Below are 20,237 nucleotides of genomic sequence, written 5' to 3' on the forward strand. Positions count from 1 at the left end.
CGCGCAAACGATTCCAACGGAACAGAAACGTACTAACAGTTAGTTAAGCGTAAGTGCGTGAATTTACGGGATAAGTTTCGGCTAACAATTTTTGCGCACCTTTCAACCCCGCTCACGACAATATTTACTCGTTCTTTCGCCCGAACGGAGCGGTCAACACCTTGCCCTCGACAATCCCTTTGAGTATCTGGATTTCCGCTCTGAGCGCTTCATTGACGGATGCCAGGTCAACAATCTCCTTATTTTGATTGGCGATCAACTGGTAGAGCCGGGTGGTCGCCGCCCGTTGTAACTGCAATTCCTGGTGCTTGTCGTCGCGCTGTGCTCGTGTGGATTTATTAACCAGAGCGCGGACCTGTTCGGCGAAGTCGGGATAGGTGTTATGGATCAGGGCTGGGGTCACTTTGGCTTCTTTGGCGACGGCCGCAATCGACACTTTCTTGCAGGCGCGCTGTAGACGACTCAGGGCCAGTTGCAACTCGGTCAGCGTTCGAACGCGATCACGCTGGCGGGGCGGTTTGATCGCTTCGGGCGCCGCCGCGATGCTAGGCGTTCGCTTCGCTATCACGTGGCTCTTCTCCCGGTAGTTCAACGCCCAAGTCCTTGAGCACGCGTGCCGCTTCTTCTAGATCGCGCCTCGCCCGTTTAACGTCGCCAGGACCGAATTTTCTGGCCTCTTCGAGAAGTTCCCTTTGGTGCCGATAGGTCTCCTGCCAGAAGGGCTTGAAATGGTCATCAATAACACCGTGGTGGCAGCTTCCGCAGCGCCCCTTCTCGTAGATGCCGGAGCCGCCGCAGCCCGCATCCTGGGCTAGGCACCACGCATGACTCGTGCTGCGAATGGTGATACGGTCGGATGTTTCCTCGATCATCGCCTTCCGATCTGGAAAGTCTTGCGCACGCAAGGCCATAATTTTCTTGCCAGCCCCCCCGGCCAACAATTCTTCGCCCTCCAACCATCCGGTGATGGTCTGGATTTTGTGCTGCCGCGTTTCCTCCAGAATTTCGTCATATAGGGCGGCGTCCTGGTGCGGGTTGGCCGCGTATAGCTGAGTCATGTTGATCGACGAGTGCTTGAACTGCTCCTTGAGGAACAGCAGCCCGCCCAGCCGATGCCGCGCGAAGGTATAGGCATATAGCCGCCGCATCTGGTGCGGCGCCAGAGCCCAGTCCACCCCGGCGTCCTCGGCAAACTTCCGAAGCACATCACCCCAACCCGTGCCGGACACAGGCACGATGCCGCAACGGCTCTTCCCAAGAAACAGCTTGCTGAGATTGGCGCGGGCGACGGCGATCTGTTGCAGATGCTTGTGCGCCCTTTCCCCTCGATTCGCTTCCCACTCCCGTAACCGCTCGGCAAGCCTCATTCGATGCGGTTCGGACCAGCGTTCGAGTACACGCAGAATATCGTGGCCCATGCTCGGCATCAGAAATTCGACGTCACCTTTCTTGGTCTTGTATTCGAACGACTTGATCCAATGAAAGGTGTAGCCGTTCTTGATCTCGGTACGCCCGGCACCAACTTCGATCCCAGACAATTCAGAACTTCGCATACCGGTCAGCACGCCGAGAAGGTAGAAGCACGCGTTGCGGATAGCGGTAACCTCCGCATCCTGCCACGCAGAGCGCCTGCCGGCATCCCGCTCGTCTAAAATTCCGCGGGAGTTCTTCAGAATGTTTTCTGCATGAATGAAGAGGGCTTGTGCCACCGCAGCCGGAATCAAGGGCGTCTTGCTGTCCTTTTCGCCATCCTTCCTTGCCTGCCCGACGCGTCCTGCCATCTCGCCAGCGGACGAATTGGGCCATGGATGGAAACCCAACACCTCGGGATGTTGGTCGCGGAATGCGTAGAGCCTTTCCAGGGCGCCGAATTTATTGGCTAAAGCACCCCTTACATTGTCACTGTTCTTCTGGGCGTGAACGTAGTTGGTAATGTGGATCGGACGGACGTCAGCCAACGAGGCGACACCCACTGTTTCCAGATATCGGAAGAAGATGGCGAGATGACCCACGAAATGTTTCAGGCTCGCCACGCCGGGCGGAGTGCTGCCCTCGGTTCCCACCCGCCAGTATCGAAACACGATCGCTTTGCTCGCCTCGCGGAACGGTTCAGGGATGCGCGACCAGTTCAGGCGCTTGTTGCTTTCGTGAGCATTCGGTGTAGTCACGAAGGGCCACATTTCCCACACCAAATCGCCGTAGCGGGAAAGCACTCGCTCTTGGCCACCGTCGCTGACGGCCGAGATGACGACATCGCTGCGGGTCAACTCGTCAAGCCCGGCGACACTTAGGGGCTGCTCAACCAACAGCCCGTAGGCTTTGGTCAGTGCCTGCACGGCAGCGTCCTCGAGGTGCGGTTTGGCAACCGCGCACTTGCGGGCTTTAGCCACGCTCAAGCTCCGTCAAGGTTGGCTCGATCACATACGATTTCCAAAAGACATGCGGATCGACGCGGGCGCGCTCTTTGGCGGCTTGAACCAACGCCAAATCAAACTTGTCCACGGTGAAGGCGTCGATCAGGTGCATCGTGTGATGAAATTGCGTGCGCCAGTCGTCGCTACGGGCGTGACTTTTCTCTCTTTCAAGAAACCAATAGAAACTGAATAGTCGATGCAGGTCGTCTGGCGCACCGACGATGGCATAGCTGCGACAGGAAAAACAGGCAAAGAAGTCGTCGCAGGGTGTGCCGTCCCGCGGGGCTTTGTCGCCGTAATATGGGTCTTTGCACCCACCCACGCGTGTCGTTGTGATCGGTGCGATGGGGATTACCTTGCCGTTGCCACCGCTCTGCTCGGCGTTGCGGTAGATGTCCGGCAGCGCCTCCCCGACGAAGGTAGCATCCTCGCGCATCGAGTTCGTGCAGGCGAGGTAATGATTGTCCGCAACCTGTGGTGTGTGGCCCATCAACGCTGCGGTGGCGATGATGTCGCCGCCACTGAGTTGCCATAGGCGGTTTTCCATCGTCTTGCGTAGACGCGATGTATTGATCTGTAGGCGCGCGCCATCGTCCGCCTTGAGTTGATGTCGATCGATCAAGGATTGAATGCCGCGCCCAAGCGTACAACTGCTCATCCGGGTAAGCTGGCGCGATTTGTCGCTATTCCCTTCACGGACAAACAGCCAAGCGAAATCTTTGAGGTCATCTGGTGCAGAATCGGTGAGAGGTTGGGTCATCGCCAATACTTTCCGCACGAGGGCGACGCCGTCCATCGCAACCGGTAGCGGGCGGTCTTCCTCCTTGGAGAAACGCAGGCTCTTGAGCTGCGTTGCATTCCCGCGCCGCTTGAAGGTCTCCAGCAGCATCATGTTAGGCATAAACGGGTGCGGCTTTAGGCAATCCCGCTTCATTCCCAGGAGCGGCGTGGTGTTGGCGCCGGTACGGACAGCCAATGCTAGCAGGTACACAACCAACGCCGCCGAGGCCAGTCCGTCGAACTGCTGCTTGTGAATGGCGATGATGTCGTCGCGCAGTGCCATGACCAGTCGGGTGCGTTCTCCGGTCGATAGTGGTGTCGCTCCCTTGTATCGCGCATTGCTGTGCGGAAATGGATTGGCTGGAAACAGATCCCTGCCGTCTCGCACTACGCGGCGATGCTGAAGACCGATGAGTATGGGTTTGGTCCTGGCATAAAAACTTCTTTGCGAGGTGTAGGCCCAGTCCGCGTGGCCCTTAAGCCATGCGATAAATGCAGAGATATGCTTTCGCTCCAACGTCCCCGGCTGACATGGCACCCCGACGGCGATCAGGAAGTCACAGAAATGGACAAATCCATTGCTCCAGTAGCCGCGCACCGTTGCCGGGGTGGCGCCGCCGCCTGCGAGGAATGCCCGCAACTGTGTGGTACACGCCCACACCCAGGCGTCGATGCCGCGGCCAAGGTAGGCAGATAGGTCGAGTGTGCGATGTGACGTGGCATTCCCTCTGGCCGGCAGCGTGACGGTGGCACCGCCGTTCTCCACGCCGATGGAGGTGATTGATACCCGGAGAGGAGCCGCAGCGTGGCTTTTGCGGCTTGTTTTCACGGTCCCGCTCCCGCGAACAGTTGATCAATCTCGTCCTCGTGGGCCAGCACAAGGTGGCCCTCCAGCGAGTTGATGAGATGCAAGTAGATAGCCGTGGTAGTGACATCGGCATGACCCATCCGGTCGCGCACGTACAAGAGCGGTTCTCCTTCGAAGGTCTCGCTCTTGCGCAGGCTCCAAAGCAAAAACGTGGCATAGGTGTGTCGCAACATGTGTGCGGTCACATGGAATCCCACTCGCCTGGAAAGCGCCGCGAAAATGGCGATCAAGGCGCCTTTGGTGTAGGGCGCGCCGTGCTCGGTGAGAAACAGGATGGGAAATTTCCCGCCATTGCGATGATTCCTCTCGCGCATCTGGCGGTGGCGAACACTGTAGGTGTCCAATTCCTCCATCAGTTCATAGGGCATATCGATGCTGCGAGGTTTGCCGTTCTTAATTTCCATGTCGCGCGGATCAAGACTCAGCCGAATTTTTTGGTTCGAGCGGAGATCTCTCCGGCGGCTGGGATCGAATACGTACGCCGGATTCTCCGGCCAGGTCCGACATTCAATCTGGCGCAAGCCCGTACGAAGCATCAGCGAGAACATGAGCCGGTGAGTAAGGTTCGGCAGGGCCTCATAGCAAACCTTGACCTGTTCCTTGGTGAGGATTTTGATGGACTGCACTTGCTGTTTAAGCAGGATGCTTGGCGACTCCACCTTGCCGCTCGTGGCATCCACGTGTGCCAGGAAACCCGGCTGCCGACTGGTCTGGATTGAGACCAGATTAAAGGGCGGACGGTCGATGAGTCCTTTCTTCACGGCCCATTGATAAAAGCGGACAATGACACGCAGCCGATTGTTGATGGTCGTATTCGCCAGCCCCACCGTACCCTTCGACCAGTCCCGATACGCTTCAAGTGCACTCGGCATGCCGGGCGAGTCGTGCTGCCGCCAGTCCAGACCGTTGGCAAGAACAAAGGCAAAGAAGTCATACAGCGCCCAGCCATACGCCTCCCACGACTTCGGACTGCTCACTCTGCCATTTGATGCGATCAAGTCCCAGAGAAATGACTGCGCGGGTTCCATCGGGTGGCCGCCCGTATTGAGCAGCAGCGGAAAGCCCTTCCAGACCCGCCCTGCGACGACTAACTTCTCGTTTGCTAGGAGATATCTCATAGCACTTGCCTAAGCTTTGTGACGGCCTGCCTGAAGTCCAGTGCCAATAAGTGCATGGCAAGATCGATACCGCCGCCACCACCCAGCTTGAGTCGTGTGTCGAACCATTTTGGTCCGCTGGTTAGGAGTTCAAATTCTCTATCGCCAACACGTAGGTGCCAACGGTGCGTGTGACTGTCACGCATTGGAATGAAGCTCGCGTCCGCTTTTGACGTAATCGACCAGAAGGGGAAGCAACACCTCGCAGTCAACAGACCGGTATTTATCCAGTTCAACAGCATCGACTTGCCCACGCGCCGGAACCATTCTTTCCCTCCCGCTCCCCGAAAACCCAACCCCGCTACTCGTCTGTAAAACAGACTTTGCTACTCAACAGCAACAGCCGTGCCCTTCGAAATAAGCATAGATCAAACAAGGCTTTTGTCACTAACATAATTAACTATCCTGATCATCGGAATCTCCAGGCGCCCAGGCAGACTTGCCTTGTGGTGCGCCGCTTCGAACGTCCGCCAAAGCGTGTCGGCATCACTGACAAGACGATACCCGGCGTCGAACGCCTGTGGAATATAGAACCTTGTGAAGCTCCACTCGCTTGCTTCAGGGTACGCGGTCTGGTCGTAGCCGTTCAGGCACGTCGCGACATCCCCGGCGTTGCGGATACCGTGGAATGACAGCTCCTCGACCATCAGGCGCGCAACGATCTGGGTTTCGGCTGCGATCTGCAGCCCGGTTTTCTGCGCGAGGAGTTCCTGCTGGCCGACGAGGAACGTGAACAGTTTGATCTGCTGCCGGTCGAGCGCGTCGTGAACATCCCGCAACCACTCGTACTCGTTTTCGTTGTAGCGCTGGGCCTCGTCGCAGAACAGGAGCACCGTTCCGCTGCCAGCGCGCGCCGCTGCCTCCCGTATCCTCAGCGACAAGCGCATGCGTTTTGATGGATTTGTACCTGCGTTGGGATCCGGGTCGCCGACGGCCTCAAGCAGGTTTGCAAAGAACGGCCCTTCTGCGTGCCGCGGTTTATGCTCGCATTGCGCGTGGTAGCTCGTCATCTTTGGATGGTTCTGCGCTAACAGCAGGCGAACGTATTCAATCGCGCGCGTTTTGCCGATGCGGGACGGGCCGTAGATCAGAGCGCCCATGATCCGGTAGCGCAGACAGCGGATGACCAGCTCATAGAAGGCCTCAATGGCGGGCGTGGCGATACGGTAATTGCCAGTCACGAGCGGGTGCAGCGACGGGTCGATCGGGCGCGGTATCTGAAGCGACATGACTCACCTCCCAAAAGCAAAGTCCAGAACTAAAATACCTGACCGGTGCCGATTGACAGTTTGCGGGGTCGGGCCGCGGTGCCTTGTGCACGATCAACGACACCGTCGGTCGGGGCGGCAGATGTCGCCGTGGCTTCCAGCGCAGGGGCGACTACTGTTTCAGGCTGGCGCGCCGGGCCCGGTGGAGTTTTCGCAGTCGACGCCGACCCAATCAATCGGTTGACGTTGGCAAGTTCTGTCGCCGCCTTCCGCGCTGTCTTTGCACCTGCCAGCTTCTCCTTAACGTAGGCTTCGATCGGATCTGGCGCGCCCGCTCCACGTTGACGCCGTTCGCCTGCCTGCTTCAGGATTTGCTGGCGTAGCTTGAGGTTGTGCGGAATCAGACGCCATGACCCTTGCACGTCAAGCACGCCCAGTTCAGCGCCATCGGACAGAAATGCCCGGACGCAGCGCAGATCGTCCGTGTTCATATAGACGAGCAACTGCTGGCCGATGAGGTGCGTGCTTGTCGCGAGCACGCGGTTGGTGTAGCGGGCACCATGCAGATTGATGTGAGGACGCACGCCCTGGTCGAGATACGCCCGAACGCGACACCGCCGCGCCGACTGCATCAGGCAAAGGGTGCGACGGTGATGCTCGGCCAGTCACGTTACCAGCGTCTGCTTGCCGCGCACGAAATACCCGATCGCTTCGAGAGGCGTGACGTTGTTCAGGCCGCCGTGTGGCGTACCGTTGTAACTCGCGATGGCATATTCGACCAACTCTTCAAGCTCGTCGAACGAGACATACAACCGCAGGTTACCCTTGGAGTCACTCAGCGCTCTGCGCAGATCGCGTGGGTGGGACCCTGTGTAGCCTGGCAGGCGGGAAGACAGCCGACTTGCGATCGTGCCGAAGAACCGTTCGATGTAAGGCCGTTCGTCCGGGCTGTATTTTGGTCCGGCGTCAACAAGACACCCGATAAACTCACACAACGCGGTCAACGTCTCGTTCGCGAGGTTAGCCCTCCCGTTGTCGAGCTTCATCCATTCCCAGGTGGCATACGCCAGCTCCGGTAGCCGTTGCGACGGAAAGCCGTTCTGCGGCCCGTATGTCAGGCCCGCGATGGTGAAACTTCGCTCACGATGTGGCTCCAGAGCCTTCTCGATCGTCTTGATGACGTCGTAACGGCTGTATTCTTTCCCAAGTGCAATGTGATATCCGAGCACTGCCCGTGTGCAGACATCGATGATGACAAGGAGCCACGCCCTGTCTATCTCGAACTCATGCTCAAAGCCAAGCGGGTCACGCGTGACCACCTTAAGTCGGATATCGAGCCGGTGGCCGTCAAATTCGACCACCTGATACGGGCGGCTCGCTGCGGGGACACCCGCGTCGGTCGGGCGTGGCAAGCCCTTGAGATGCGAAGCGCCTGCCGACCGCGCTGCTGTGTCAAAGCGACGCAACAACTCCACCTTCACGCGTCGCGACAGGGAACGGATCGCGTTGTCTGAGGTGTTGAATGGGTAATCGCCGACAGTCAGTCCGACCGTGCGACATTGGCGGAGAAATTCATCGTGCAACGCTTGCAAACCGCTTAGACGGGTTCGCAGCCCCGAGTCCGTATGTATCTTTACTAGCAGTACCTTGCGTTGCCTGAGCTTCAGCAGCAGCCAGCCTGTCAGGGCCGGGTATTGCTCGAACAGGAGCGATAGCGCTCCTGCTGCCCCAGAGCCACCGCAATTGCGACCGGTCTCCACGGCTCTTACCCGCGTATATTCCGCGATGCGCGTGTAACGCACGAGAGCGCGGAAACCATACGGTCTTCCATCCGGGTGCGGCAACGTAGCGCGTTCAAGCAAGCGGTACAGCTGACGACGGTTCACCCCTGTTGATAGCTCGATCGATTTGACCAACTCTCCGGCGGCATAGCGCACCACGGCCTGCCTGCGTTTTTCGAAAACTCGCCGCGCGACCTCGTCGAGTTCTGTATGCGCAACGGTCGGCCAGACGCTCACGTCGATCGCCTGCAACTCGGTCTTCCAGTGGTTCATGATCCTGCCTCCGCCTCTACAAATGACGACAACAGAGACAATGGCTGGGTGTGAAGCTCCGGTGCCTTGACTCGCCCGCTGTACAACAAGCCAAACAACGCCGCACGGCACAGAACCGGATCGCCGGTCGCAAACTCACGCTCGATGGCAAGTAGTCTCTGAGGCACAGCAACGAACCGCACGATCGCCTCCGACAGCGTCGGTGAGATAAGGCCATGGTTGGCGACAACATAGGGCAACATGCGCTGCCAGTTCTCAATCCAGACCCGTCCGGCGGCAAGCTCAGCCGGGCCGACTCGACGGATGGCTAGCGCGTTGCCATCGATTGAACGTTGGGAACTCATCGCCTCGCGCACGCTACTGTCAGCATCACAGACTGTTAGGACTGCAAATTCATCATGGTCAACGTAACGAACCAGAAAATCCGCGAGCCGTAGGCGCCCTTCCATCTGTATGTAACCGGGACGCTCGCAGAAAGCGACCACCGCCGGATCCGTCTCTAACAGCACCCACAACTCAAGCAGGGAATGTCGACAGAACGTAACCCGGCGCTGCAGCTTGGCGCTGAATGCTTCGAACCGATGCGCGCCTCGTGGTCGCACGAGCGCGATGGGCTTGACCAGCGGCAAGGACAATTCCATGAGATCCACGCCTTCAAGACGGGATTCGAAGTGTAGGAGGCGAATTGACGAATTTAATACGTACATATGCGAATTGACACTTTTGCTCCGCTTGGTACGTACGTAAAAATGTCAACCTGAACACGGATTGCCCCGCCGGTGCTATGCACAGGGTTGACAGATTTCCTTCGGTCTACGGCTGGTGTCGGGTGTCACCATTAATGAAAAATGCGTCGTTGAATTTAAGGCGATTTTTCAGGAAGAGTGGCACCGAGCGACCAGCACGTGCCAAGGAAAGTGAAATATCCGCGGCGCACTGCCGCAGTAAGTGAAAAAAACCGTTGTGTTCTCATCGGCGCGCTTGCAGTCGATAGCCGGTAACAAGCCAGTGGCCTGCTTGTCGGCGGTCAGCGACGGGCAAGGACCGGCCATGAGCCGTCCGTCGCGTATGGCCGCTTTGGGCGGACGTAGCTTCTATGTGCCGATTGCAACACCGAAGCTCATATGCTCTCCCCGCCAACCACTTCGTCGAAGAAAGTCTTCCCAGGTCAGTGCGGTCGGATCATTTCGTCGGCTCCATGCCAGGTCCCGGTCGGGTGCGTAGTACCCGTATTCGACCGCGTAGGTAACCATTCCCACGAGCTCGCGTACCAGCCACTCGTCGGCACCGAATGCGGGGAAGTTCTTTAGCAAATCCTCGCGTGTGTATGCAGACGTGTAGTGCGCACGCACCCCCGAAACGCGCACGAAAGTTTCCACAAGTTCGCGCGCAGTCAGTACCTCACCGATGACAGGTAATGTTCGGCCGGAATACGACTCCGGATTGTCGAAGTGCGCCATCACCGCCGGACCGGTCGCGGTCAGCGGATCAACGAACGGCACGGGCGTGTCGGGCGGTAGGTAAACCGGGAAACTCAAGCCGCCGTCAGTTTGGGGGCGGGGCAGATAGTGCTCAAGAAAGTTGCTGTAGAAAAAGGCAAGTTGGATGAATGAACTGTGAAGCGGCAGTGTGCGCAGGTAGGCTTCCACTAGGGCCTTCTCGGTGAAGTGTGGCGCCCACAGAGTGCCGCCAGTGCGATCGTCGACATTTTCGAGACTACTCCAGACGACATGCTCCACGCCCGCGGCGAGCGCCGCGTCAGCCAGCTCCATGCCCAGCGCTAATTCGGGACGGCCCGGCGGCGGTACGGGCGCAATTGGCGGCGTCATCAAAAAAGCGCCGTGCGAGCCTCGCAAAGCCGCGGCAAACTGCGCTTTGCGCCCCGCTTCCAGCGGTGCGACGACGACCTCGGCGCCGCGCCGGGCCAGTTCGCGCATCGGTTCGCTATCGACGCTTCGCGCCAAAGCGCGCACTCGATAGCGACCGCTATCCAGCAGCGTGCTGGCCACGCTGCGGCCTTGCTTGCTGGAGGCACCAGCTACGGTAATCAGAGGCATTGATGATAAATGGGACATGCGATTTCTCCGGACAGGCACGCAACACGCGCGCCGACATGTGCAGTGTGGGCAGAACCTCGCACGGAGTGAAATCGTCGGTCTTCTGGTCTACTATCCATGCTATGGATACCAACCGGTTGGACCTGAATTTACTTGTCACCCTAGAAACCTTGCTGGCAGAGCAGAACGTGACGCGCGCCGCGCGCCGCTTGCATCTGAGCCAACCGGCAGTGAGCGCACAGCTCGCGCGCCTGCGCGATCTGTTCGACGATCCGTTGCTGATTCCGGCGCAGCGTGGCATGACTTCCACAGCAAAGGCCGATGAACTTCTGGCGCCTCTACGTGATGCTTTAGACCAAGTGCGCGCCACGGTGGGCCGTCATGTGCACTTCGATCCTGCGCAGGCCCGCCTGACTGTGGCTATCGCCTGCACGGACTATCTGGAGGCTGCATTGGTGCAGCCGCTGGTATTGCAGTTGCGCCAACAAGCGCCCGGCGTGAGGGTTGCGGTGCGTTTCCTGGACATGCCGCAACTAGCAGCGCAGATGGCCCGCGGGGAGGTAGACCTCGCGTTGATGACGCCCCGCGACGCCCCGACCAACCTGCGCAGCCGTCACCTGTTCGACGAGCGCTACGTGCTGATAGGCCGTCTCGGCCACCCGCGTCTGCGCCGCAAGCTCACGGCGGCACAATTTGCACAGCTGGAGCACATCATCGTGTCGCTGCGCGGCGGCGATTTCTCCACGCCCGTGGATGATATGTTGGCGAGCCTAGGTCTCCAGCGCAACGTGGTGCTGTCCGCGGCCTCGTTCCTGGTTGTGCCTGACATCGTGGCCCGCTCCGACCTCGTCGCTCTAGTACCGCAACGACTCGTGCGCGATCGGGTCGACGCGTTGATGATCGTTGACTGCCCTATTCCCGTGCCGAGCTTCGAGGTGAGCATGCTTTGGCATGAGCGAAGCCACGGACATGCCTCCCAGCGCTGGGTGCGCGAGTCGCTGAGGGCACTGGTCGCCAGCTGGGGCGAACCCGCGAAGATAACGCGACGATAGACCGGTAGTCCCGGGCGGCAGCGCGCGGTGCAACGACTAAGTCGAAGCCAGACCGCCCCTTTGAACGACCGCTTCCCGGTGACCAATCTGGGAATCCGAATGGCGAATATGGGTCGATCAGCGACAGTGGCGGACGGCCGAGTCCGCGCAGAAAAGGGTTGGCCACCCGGATTATTTCACTAACTGTGGCAGCAGTTTTTCACTTACCTGGCACAGTTTTCACTTTCCGTGGCACGCGACTGTCGGCTGCCACCACTAGTGAAAAATGCGTCGTTGAATTTAAAGCGCTTTTTCAGAACGAGTGCACCGAGCGGCCAGCACGTGCCAAGGAAAGTGAAATATCCCTCGCGCACTGCCGCAGTAAGTGAAAAAACGTTGTGTTCCTTCGGCACGCTCTCAGTCGACAGGCGGTCGCAAGCCAGTGGCTTCTCGTCGGCTGTCCGCGACGGCACCCGATGACCATCGCGTGGTGCGCCAGCGCGCGTCGGAAGGTATATGGGGTGCACAACTCATGAATTCGACGTTCGTTCACGTTCACATCTCTCCGCGGGCCCGCTGTCCGAGCCGCCGTAACGAGGAGATTCAACCGATGGCCCGTTTTATCGAAGCAATTTCACTTTCGATCACTGGTTTCGCAATCTTCGAAAAAGACTCTACGAGTCTAGGCTGCGCAAGGAAAGGGCGATACAGGAGCGAGACCGTAATCGGGATATCGCCGCTGAAAGGCCTGATCTCGATGCCACCGGACTTGTACTCGTCGCGAGCGGCCAGTTCGTTCACGAGACTTACGCCCAACCCGGCGCGCACCAGCGCGCAAACTGAGGACCCAAGACTGGCTTTCGCCACGATTCTCGGTGGCTTCTTGTCCACAAACACTTCTTCGATAGGTGATCGGAACAGGCTCTCCGCTGTGGGCGATATGAAGGGTATGCCACCGAGATGTTCAGGCGTCACTTCCTTCAGATCCGCCAGGAAATGTCCCTTCGGCAACACGGCCACATACCGCAACGTGGAGATGTGCTCGGCGTTAATTCCTGGTGTGGCGCCCGCAAGAAGAACCAGTCCAACGTCGCAGACCCCGGTGCGGATCCAGTCGTTCACGTCCGATGCATTCCCCGAGTGAATCGACACCAACACTTCCGGATGAACGGCAAGGAACTGCGTCACGATTTTAACGACGAGGTCCCCGGCCAGACGAGCCGTCGACGCCACCCGAAGTTGCGCTCCGCTAAACGAGCGAATGTCGGCCGCCACCGACTCCAGCTCAGCGATGCCAGCAAATGTCTTCTCAACCTCGCGATGAAAACGTATCGCATCTTCGGTCGGACTGACGCGGTTCCCGTTTCGCGCGAATAACGGGAACTGCGTGATCGTTTCCAGCTGAGCGATCAGCCGGCTCACCTGCGGCTGCGACGTATGCAGCGCACGCGCCGCGACAGTCATCGAGCCTGACGACATCACTGCTCGGAAGGCCTCGACGTGCCGGATACCCAGCTTATGTTTGATCATATCAGTTCTGTATTCTTTGATACGAAACAAGTATTGTACTTTATCTTACTGGCGGTCGATAGTTACATCGACGGTGGCCAACAGTGACGTTTCTCCTGGCATTAACCGACGCGACAAGTCGGGAACTACATACTGGATCTTAGAGACATGAAACCCTCCTCGTTGTTTTCTGCGACCTTCATTATTGCCGGGTCCGTTATTTTCGGCTGTGCGCATGCTGAGGCGCCAAGCCGGCTTGATAAAATCAAGGAATCGCAAACGATTTCGCTCGGATATCCGAGCGCTTCGCTGCCTTTTGCCTACCTCGATAACCAGCAAAAACCCACCGGTTACTCTGTCGAGATTTGCCAGCACATAGTCCAGCATATTAAGGCGTCGTTGAATTTGCCGACTTTTAATATTCGCTATGTGCCCGTAACGTCTGCCACGCGTATCCCGCTTCTAAGAAATGGGACAATCGATCTGGAATGCGGCAACACCACTAATACGGCGGAGCGGCAGAAGCTGGTTTCGTCTGCACCTGCGACTTTTGTAGCGAAAACCGTGCTCACCGCGCGCAAAGACGCAGGGGTTGACGTAAATAACCCCGCCTCGTTTAGCGGTAAATCCATCACCAGTATGGCGGGCGGCTTGGCGCTTTCGGTAGTCCAGCAAATTAGCGCAGAAAAGAAACTGAATATCTCGGCTCTTCCATCAGACAATGCGGCATCAAGCTTTCTGCTCGTTAAGACTGGTCGAGCTGCTGCGATGAGCAACGACGATGGGCTTACTTACGCCCTCGTCGCAACGTCTGGCGACCCACAAGACTATGTGATCGGCACGAAAGCGCTGCTGGCTGCTCCGTACGGGATTGTTGAACCCAAAGATGACCCGCGATTCAAGCACGAAGTAGACGCAGCTGTACTCGACCTGATCAAGTCGAAACAGATTTACGCCCTCTATGACAAGTGGTTCACGTCGCCCATTCCGCCTTCCGGGATCAATCTCAAATTCCCGATGAGCGACGTTTTTGCGTCACGCTCTGGAGCATCCTTCCGATTCTGGTGATCCGGCCGCGTACCAATAATATTCGGCGTCGGGAGCGCACCCGGCTTCATATTCGAACATTATATTGAGACAGATATGAACTATCAGTGGAGTTGGGCGAGCTTTAATGAGTTGTCGCCCGACGGAATTCATACGTATCTGCAAACTTTACTGATTGGAGCCGGCTGGACGTTATTGCTGTCGCTTCTGGCCTATTTGTTCGCCTTGATGTTTGGGTCGGTTATTGGAGTGATGCGGACGGTGCAGTCCAGGCGGGCAAGATTTTTTGCAGCGTCATACGTTGAGCTGTTCCGCAATATACCGCTGATCGTCCAGATGTTTTTATGGTATTTCGTCTTCCCGGAGCTGCTTCCCAAGGCTGTGGGCGGAGCGATCAAGCAGATGCCACAGCCTTGGGGGCAGTTTTTCCCCGCGCTCTTGTGTCTTGGCTTCTACGGGACTGCGCGGGTGTCCGAGACACTGCGCTCAGGTATCCCCCGTCCACGAGATTCTCACCACTCTTCCGTATTTGTTTGAAGTCGGCATGACCTTCTCACTTACGTTAACGGTGCTAGCGGCAGTTCTTGGTTTGGCTCTGGGTACGCTGTTGGCTTTGTGCCGAATGTCGTCGTTGAAATGGCTGTCGGTGCCGGCAACGCTATACGTTAACGGCATGCGGTCGGTGCCTCTTCTTCTGGTGATTTTCTGGTTCTACTTCCTTGCACCTTACGTGGGCGCGTGGATTACGAATTCGCCAACACCAGTACAAGTAGGCGCATACCGCTCGGCCGTGATCACGTTCACGTTGTTTGAAGCGGCATACTTCTGCGAAATCATGCGGGCCGGAATTTTGTCAATCGGAAAGGGCCAATTGAATGCGGGGCTGGCGTTGGGGCTGACCTATGCGCAAGTCATGAAGACGATTGTGCTACCCCAGGCGCTTCGTAACATGACGCCAGCGCTTCTTACGCGCGTCATTACTCTCTTTCAAGACACGTCACTGGTGTATGTCTTATCGATGACAGATTTCTTCGGCGCTATCTCTGACATTGCATCAAGGGATGGAACCATGGTGCCCATGTATTTATTTGCTGCCGCTGTGTACTTCGTAATCTGTTTCGGCGCTCCGCGTTTTGTAGGGCACTTTGAAACAGCGCGACATGCTCACTAAGAGTGAATTGAAAATGATCCAGATCAACGATGTCAGTAAATGGTATGGCGGATTTCAGGTGTTGACGGAATGCAGTACAAAGGTCACCAAGGGCGAAGTGGTCGTCGTTTGCGGTCCTTCTGGTTCGGGAAAATCCACTCTCATTAAGGCCGTCAATGGTCTTGAACCCGTGCAAAAAGGGGATATCTCCATCGACGGGCAGAGTGTAACCAAACCAAATGCTAACCTGCACAGAATTCGCGCCAAAGCCGGGATGGTCTTTCAGGGGTTTGAGCTGTTTCCCCACCTCACCGTCCTGCAGAACTTGTGCCTTGCGCAGACGCGGGTGCTTAAGCGGAGCGCGGAGGCGTCAAGCACCAGAGCAAAGGGACTGCTGGAACGCGTAGGACTTGGCACGCACAGCAGCAAATACCCCGGTGCGCTATCCGGTGGACAGCAGCAGCGCGTCGCAATTGCGAGGGCGCTGGCAATGGATCCTATCGTCATGCTTTTCGACGAACCGACCTCCGCACCGGATCCAGAGATGGTAAATGAGGTCCTCGATGTGATGACCGATCTTGCGCGAGACGGAATGACGATGATGGTCGTTACCCATGAGATGGGTTTTGCGCAACGGGTGGCTGACCGGGTCATCTTCATGGACCGTGGACAGATCGTTGAGGACTGCTCCAAAGATGCGTTCTTTGGAGACTCTGCTGGGCGAAGTGAACGCTCGCGCCAATTCCTGTCGAAGATCATTCGGCATTGAACGAAGTCGAAGTCACTCCTGTCCCATTCTTCCCGATCTGCGGCGGATTTTTCGACGCGCCAGTGTATGACCATGGAAATGGCTCGACGGCGGCACTAGTTTCAACCACGTGCGCGATTCCTTCCACCGCAAATTGCGTTCAGTTACGAGGTACTCATGTCAGTAGTGGATCTTCGCAGTGACCTACTTTCTCGTCCGACTCCAGAAATGGTCGAGGCTATGGTCTCGGCAGCTCTTCACCCTTGCAGTTACAACGCGCGTGACGACAAACACGTGCGCGAACTAGAGGCGCTGGCCGCGAGTATGCTAGGGATGGAAGACGCACTGTTTTTCCCGACGTGCACAATGGCGAATCAAGCCTCTCTCCTCGTGCATTGCCGTTCGGGCGACCACATCATCTCCGACGCTCAGACGCACATCGCCGAGCACGAAGCCGCTTCCACGTCCGGCCTCTCGAGCGTTGCCGTTCATCGCTTGATCGGAAAACATGGGCACCTTTCGCCGCGTCAGGTGACGGTGGCGCTCGCCGACTGTGATCAGGAAGGATACCGGGTCTCTGCAGTGATCCTGGAAAACACACATAACCGAGCGGGCGGGACAGTGATGCCCAGAGAATGGCAGCAGGGTATCCATGATGTGTGCAGCGAACAGGGCATCGCCGTGCACTTGGACGGTGCTCGCCTCTGGAATGCGGCATCCTACTGGGGCTGCGAACCGCAGGTCCTCGTGCAAGGTGCAAACAGCGTGGCTGTCAGCTTGAACAAAACCCTTGGTGCGCCGTTGGGCGCCATACTGTGCGGCGACAGGAACTTTATCAAGCGCGCGACACATGTTCGCCAAATGTTGGGAGGGAACTGGCGACCCGCCGGAGTAGTAGCAGCGCCCGCCGTGGTGGCATTGAAGACGATGCTCGACAGGGTTCCAGACACTAACGAACAAGCGCGTCGAATGGGCGAAATGCTCGCGAGAGAAAACCCCTGGCTTGTTATCGATCTTGACCTTCTGCACACCAACATCGTGACGGTCAGGTTGAAGACGGTCAAGATCGAGTTGCGAGAACTCATGCGCGGTCTTTCTCAGCGTGGAATCCTCGCAACGTGCTATGGCAATCGTTATCTCCGCCTAGTCACGTACCCTGGGATTGCGAAAGGAGATGTCGACCGGGTGTTGTCCGCCTTTTCGGAGATCGGCCAATCCGTCGATGCAACAGCAACCCTGTAGATCGCAAGACGACGTTCGGCTGGCCGTCTGCTGCCTTATTCATTGAGGCAACAGTTATTTGCAGTAGCTCGGCCTGCTCGCGCTGGATGGATATCGGGGGGTCGATGAGCGGTGCGCACGAGACTGCGTATCCGCTGCTGCCGGCGGGCCTGAATGAGCCCGAGCTGCACGCGGTTTATACGCCGACTGCCGTGGAGATCCGCTTCGTCTTCGGCTAATTTCGGCCGCTACCAATGCGCGTGTTCTTCTGACACAGCTCAAGTTGATACAGCGGCTCGGTTATATGCTGGTTGTGTCGGATGGCCGCTCAGTGGGCACGCGAGCGACCATACGGGGTCGATCAGCGGCAGTGGCGGACGGCCGAGTCGACGCAGAAATGCGTTGGCGGCCCGGACTATTTCACTAACTGTGGCAGCAGTTTTTCACTTTCCTGGCACAGATTTCACTTTCCGTGGCACGCGACAGCTGGCCGCGCGGATGGTTGGTGTGAATGCATCTAATACCGGGTGCGAGCGCCGACCAGTTCAGAGTGGTAGTCCAATATGACGTTTCACGCCCGGTGTTTTTCTATTTCAGCGTGGCCCATCTGTCCAACCCAGCAGCGCATCCGTGTCGGAGACCTTCAGATCATCAGCCCGCCACGCGGTTTGATTTCGCCGGTCTGTTCCATAAAGACCGTCGATTCTTGGCTTCGTACATCGCAAAATCGGCTTTCCGGATCAGTTCGCTGGAGTCGTCACCGGCTTCCAGGACTGAAGCACCCAGGCTTGCGCCAATGAGATCGACTTCCCAGCGTGAGTTCAGGGGAATCTGAAGCGCGGCGCTCAATTCATCGGCGATTCGCTTGACCACGACAGCTACGGACTCAGCCTTGATCACGATGAGAAACTCGTCACCACCGAGGCGGCCCACTACGCCGCGGCCCTGTACAGTGGCCTGCAGGCGCGCGGCCACTGTGACCAGAATGTCGTCTCCACACTGGTGGCCGAAAGTATCGTTCAGTTCTTTGAATCTATCCAGATCGACGAAGATGGCGCCTACCTTCCCGACTGCACCCGGGGCGGCGATAGCCTCGTCAAGCAGGTCAACGATTCTGCCGCGATTGGGTAAATCCGTCAGGCGATCCGTCTCTGAAAGGCGCCGCAACTTTTCTTTGCCCTTCAGCATTTTGAGGATCAACGCAGTAATCCAGGTGGACAGCGCCACGAGCACAAGAGAGATGGCCGATGCCATGATCACGTACACGCGGCGCATCTTGACGTAATCGTCCAGCGCCTCGTTGACGGACAGACCGGCGACCACTGTAAGACCATATTGTTCGAGATAACGACTTGCTACAATGCGCTCGACATGATCAAGGGGATCGGAGAAGTCGTCCGTGTCCGTCTTGCGGAGCGTGGCATAGCCGTTCGGCAGCATGTCTCCGATCCTGCTCGGCGCATCTCCGGCGCGACGGGACAGCATGAACCCACGACCAGACAGGACGGCGATCATGCCGTGCTCGCCAAGCGCAGCGCTATTGTAGAAACCGTCAGTCAGATAGGACGGATTTTCGGAGACGATCACTACTCCGCCGAAGCTCCCATCGCGGCGGTTTATGCGTCGCGTGCCTTGAATGGACCACTTGTTTGATATGCGTCCTAGCAAGGGCTGGCTGATGAAGAGTCCCGAGTTAGCGCGCAGACGATGAACACGAAAGTGTTCCCGATCGCTCAGATCAATCGCACCGGAAAATGGCAGCGTCGAGGCGATGACGTGGCCCTCCGCTCCCGCTATCGTGACCTGCAACGCGGTGTCGGCGCTGATTAAACCGTATGCCTGGTACCGGGCAAGATCGAATGCCTGGGGCGCGCTTTCGTATCCGAATTTCACGAGCAGTGCGATCTCGTCGACATCGTGCACAGTCTTGAGCGTATGGGTTGCCAACGCATCGGCCAGTGTGCGTGCCGCCGCCCGCGTATCGCGCATCACCGCCGCTTTCTCAACCTGCAGGCGCAGGAGAATTGTCATCCACAAGATGCCGAGGATGAGAACGACGAGCATGGGCGCGAGGATAAGCGCCCGACGGCTGGATCTCATATTGTTTGCGTCGTGGGGTGGTCGAGTCATAAACTTATCCCGGTTGCCCGGTCAAACGCGGCTCTCTCATGCCGCTGATTTATTGGTGCGTCGCCTGTGCCCCTTACGACATATGTCAATGTGCCGTTAATGGCGAAATGGTCCTCAGTCGTCTGTCGTGATGCCAAATCACTATAACGGCAACTCGCGCCAAAAAATTCACTCTCCCCCTAAAATCGGGCGACAAACGAACGATCGTTTGATATGAGGATATCGCCCTGTTTCCCGGGCAATACGGCGGCCAATCGCTATATGCCAATCTTAAGCGCTTGCAGTCGGCTCGCGAACCGAGCTCCGGCCGCGAATTCGCGGGCGACGTTGTCTTCCGTCGGTTCGCAACTCGCGGTCGGCGGTCGAATCGTCATGCCCATGGGGCGCGAGCCATGCCATCAGCGATTGATCAGACCGGTCCGCCACGGCGAACACGATTATCACGAGCGCTCGCTCGGCGAAGTGAGCTTCGTACCACTAATCGGCGAAGACGGCTGGGCTGCTCATTAAAGGCCGGGCTTCCCTCGTGTGTCGGTAAGCGGCCATGTTGCCTCGGTTCTTTAACGTCTGAGGTGGGTGTGCGCAGTGAAAAGGTGGCGCTTTCCAGCGGGTGTAAGCCCCGCCCGGCAACGGCTCCAACCGGAAGCAAGCGGAGCAGTCATGGGGATAACGAAATGGCTGAAGCCTTCGGGGAATGCGTGTCACGAATTGGTGACAGCGTGAATGTGCAGGCTTGAACGCGAGTGAACGCCGAGCAGGCCGAAAGGACGTAAGCGCGCGATTTCGCACACCTAGCTTCCGTTATTGATAAGGCTCACGATTGCGTCCGCAACCCAACTTTGCGGACGCAATCCATGACAGAA

At 57.7% G+C, this 20,237-nt stretch carries 16 protein-coding genes and 2 pseudogenes; 8 read left to right on the plus strand and 10 right to left on the minus strand.

What is annotated here, in order from left to right; translation table 11 throughout:
- Positions 1-124 precede the first annotated feature (124 nt).
- From BM438_RS34755 to BM438_RS34795, 8 genes and pseudogenes are all read right to left on the minus strand, one after another.
- Positions 125-592: a TetR family transcriptional regulator gene (locus BM438_RS34755; protein WP_208620738.1), complete on the minus strand. Its 468-nt coding sequence runs from the start codon at positions 590-592 to the stop codon at positions 125-127.
- Positions 546-2,390: a tyrosine-type recombinase/integrase gene (locus BM438_RS34760; protein WP_093644154.1), complete on the minus strand. Its 1,845-nt coding sequence runs from the start codon at positions 2,388-2,390 to the stop codon at positions 546-548. Before BM438_RS34760 ends, BM438_RS34755 begins: the two co-directional genes overlap by 47 nt.
- Positions 2,383-4,023, minus strand: a complete 1,641-nt coding sequence (locus BM438_RS34765; protein ID WP_143131811.1) for a hypothetical protein — start codon at positions 4,021-4,023, stop codon at positions 2,383-2,385. The genes BM438_RS34760 and BM438_RS34765 overlap by 8 nt, the downstream gene beginning before the upstream one ends.
- Positions 4,020-5,180, minus strand: a complete 1,161-nt coding sequence (locus tag BM438_RS34770) for a tyrosine-type recombinase/integrase (RefSeq protein ID WP_093644158.1) — start codon at positions 5,178-5,180, stop codon at positions 4,020-4,022. The genes BM438_RS34765 and BM438_RS34770 overlap by 4 nt, the downstream gene beginning before the upstream one ends.
- A 407-nt stretch (positions 5,181-5,587) precedes the next feature.
- Positions 5,588-6,448 carry an AAA family ATPase gene (locus BM438_RS34780; protein WP_244179529.1) on the minus strand — a complete coding sequence of 287 codons (861 nt, stop codon included), beginning with the start codon at positions 6,446-6,448 and terminating at the stop codon, positions 5,588-5,590.
- A 29-nt stretch (positions 6,449-6,477) separates the two neighbouring features.
- Positions 6,478-8,481, minus strand: a pseudogene (locus tag BM438_RS34785) (integrase).
- On the minus strand, positions 8,478-9,122 hold the full coding sequence (locus BM438_RS34790; protein WP_093644160.1) for a hypothetical protein: 645 nt from the start codon (positions 9,120-9,122) through the stop codon (positions 8,478-8,480). Before BM438_RS34790 ends, BM438_RS34785 begins: the two are co-directional and overlap by 4 nt.
- 453 nt (positions 9,123-9,575) lie before the next feature.
- On the minus strand, positions 9,576-10,556 hold the full coding sequence (locus tag BM438_RS34795) for an NmrA/HSCARG family protein (protein ID WP_061939274.1): 981 nt from the start codon (positions 10,554-10,556) through the stop codon (positions 9,576-9,578).
- A gap of 104 nt (positions 10,557-10,660) precedes the next feature.
- On the opposite strand from BM438_RS34795, the gene BM438_RS34800 reads away from it, so the two are divergent.
- Complete coding sequence (locus BM438_RS34800) at positions 10,661-11,590, plus strand: LysR family transcriptional regulator (RefSeq protein WP_089165707.1); 930 nt, start codon at positions 10,661-10,663, stop codon at positions 11,588-11,590.
- 582 nt (positions 11,591-12,172) lie between these two features.
- Here the strand turns inward: BM438_RS34800 and BM438_RS34805 are convergent.
- Positions 12,173-13,099: a LysR substrate-binding domain-containing protein gene (locus BM438_RS34805; protein WP_093644162.1), complete on the minus strand. Its 927-nt coding sequence runs from the start codon at positions 13,097-13,099 to the stop codon at positions 12,173-12,175.
- A 147-nt stretch (positions 13,100-13,246) separates the two neighbouring features.
- Here BM438_RS34805 and BM438_RS34810 point away from each other — a divergent pair, with 147 nt between their 5' ends.
- The 6 genes and pseudogenes from BM438_RS34810 to BM438_RS47090 all read left to right on the plus strand — a co-directional run.
- Complete coding sequence (locus BM438_RS34810) at positions 13,247-14,146, plus strand: amino acid ABC transporter substrate-binding protein (protein ID WP_244179530.1); 900 nt, start codon at positions 13,247-13,249, stop codon at positions 14,144-14,146.
- A gap of 75 nt (positions 14,147-14,221) precedes the next feature.
- The gene (locus tag BM438_RS34815; RefSeq protein ID WP_093644164.1) at positions 14,222-14,662 is read left to right on the plus strand and encodes an ABC transporter permease subunit; all 441 of its coding nucleotides are present in this window, start codon (positions 14,222-14,224) and stop codon (positions 14,660-14,662) included.
- Between the two features lie 7 nt (positions 14,663-14,669).
- Positions 14,670-15,296, plus strand: coding sequence for an amino acid ABC transporter permease (locus tag BM438_RS34820; protein ID WP_093644166.1), 627 nt, complete (start codon positions 14,670-14,672; stop codon positions 15,294-15,296).
- 13 nt (positions 15,297-15,309) lie between these two features.
- On the plus strand, positions 15,310-16,044 hold the full coding sequence (locus BM438_RS34825) for an amino acid ABC transporter ATP-binding protein (protein ID WP_093644185.1): 735 nt from the start codon (positions 15,310-15,312) through the stop codon (positions 16,042-16,044).
- Positions 16,045-16,200: 156 nt separating this feature from the next.
- Positions 16,201-17,265, plus strand: a complete 1,065-nt coding sequence (locus BM438_RS34830) for a threonine aldolase family protein (RefSeq protein ID WP_093644167.1) — start codon at positions 16,201-16,203, stop codon at positions 17,263-17,265.
- Positions 17,266-17,369: 104 nt separating this feature from the next.
- Positions 17,370-17,566 (plus strand): annotated as a pseudogene (locus tag BM438_RS47090) (hypothetical protein); the annotation flags it as partial.
- A gap of 329 nt (positions 17,567-17,895) precedes the next feature.
- Here BM438_RS47090 and BM438_RS34835 read toward each other — a convergent pair.
- Positions 17,896-19,374, minus strand: a complete 1,479-nt coding sequence (locus BM438_RS34835) for a diguanylate cyclase domain-containing protein (RefSeq protein ID WP_093644169.1) — start codon at positions 19,372-19,374, stop codon at positions 17,896-17,898.
- A gap of 261 nt (positions 19,375-19,635) precedes the next feature.
- Here BM438_RS34835 and BM438_RS46765 point away from each other — a divergent pair, with 261 nt between their 5' ends.
- The gene (locus BM438_RS46765; protein ID WP_279630574.1) at positions 19,636-19,884 is read left to right on the plus strand and encodes a hypothetical protein; all 249 of its coding nucleotides are present in this window, start codon (positions 19,636-19,638) and stop codon (positions 19,882-19,884) included.
- Positions 19,885-20,237: the final 353 nt, after the last annotated feature.

Source organism: Paraburkholderia aspalathi (assembly GCF_900116445.1).
GTDB lineage: Bacteria > Pseudomonadota > Gammaproteobacteria > Burkholderiales > Burkholderiaceae > Paraburkholderia > Paraburkholderia aspalathi.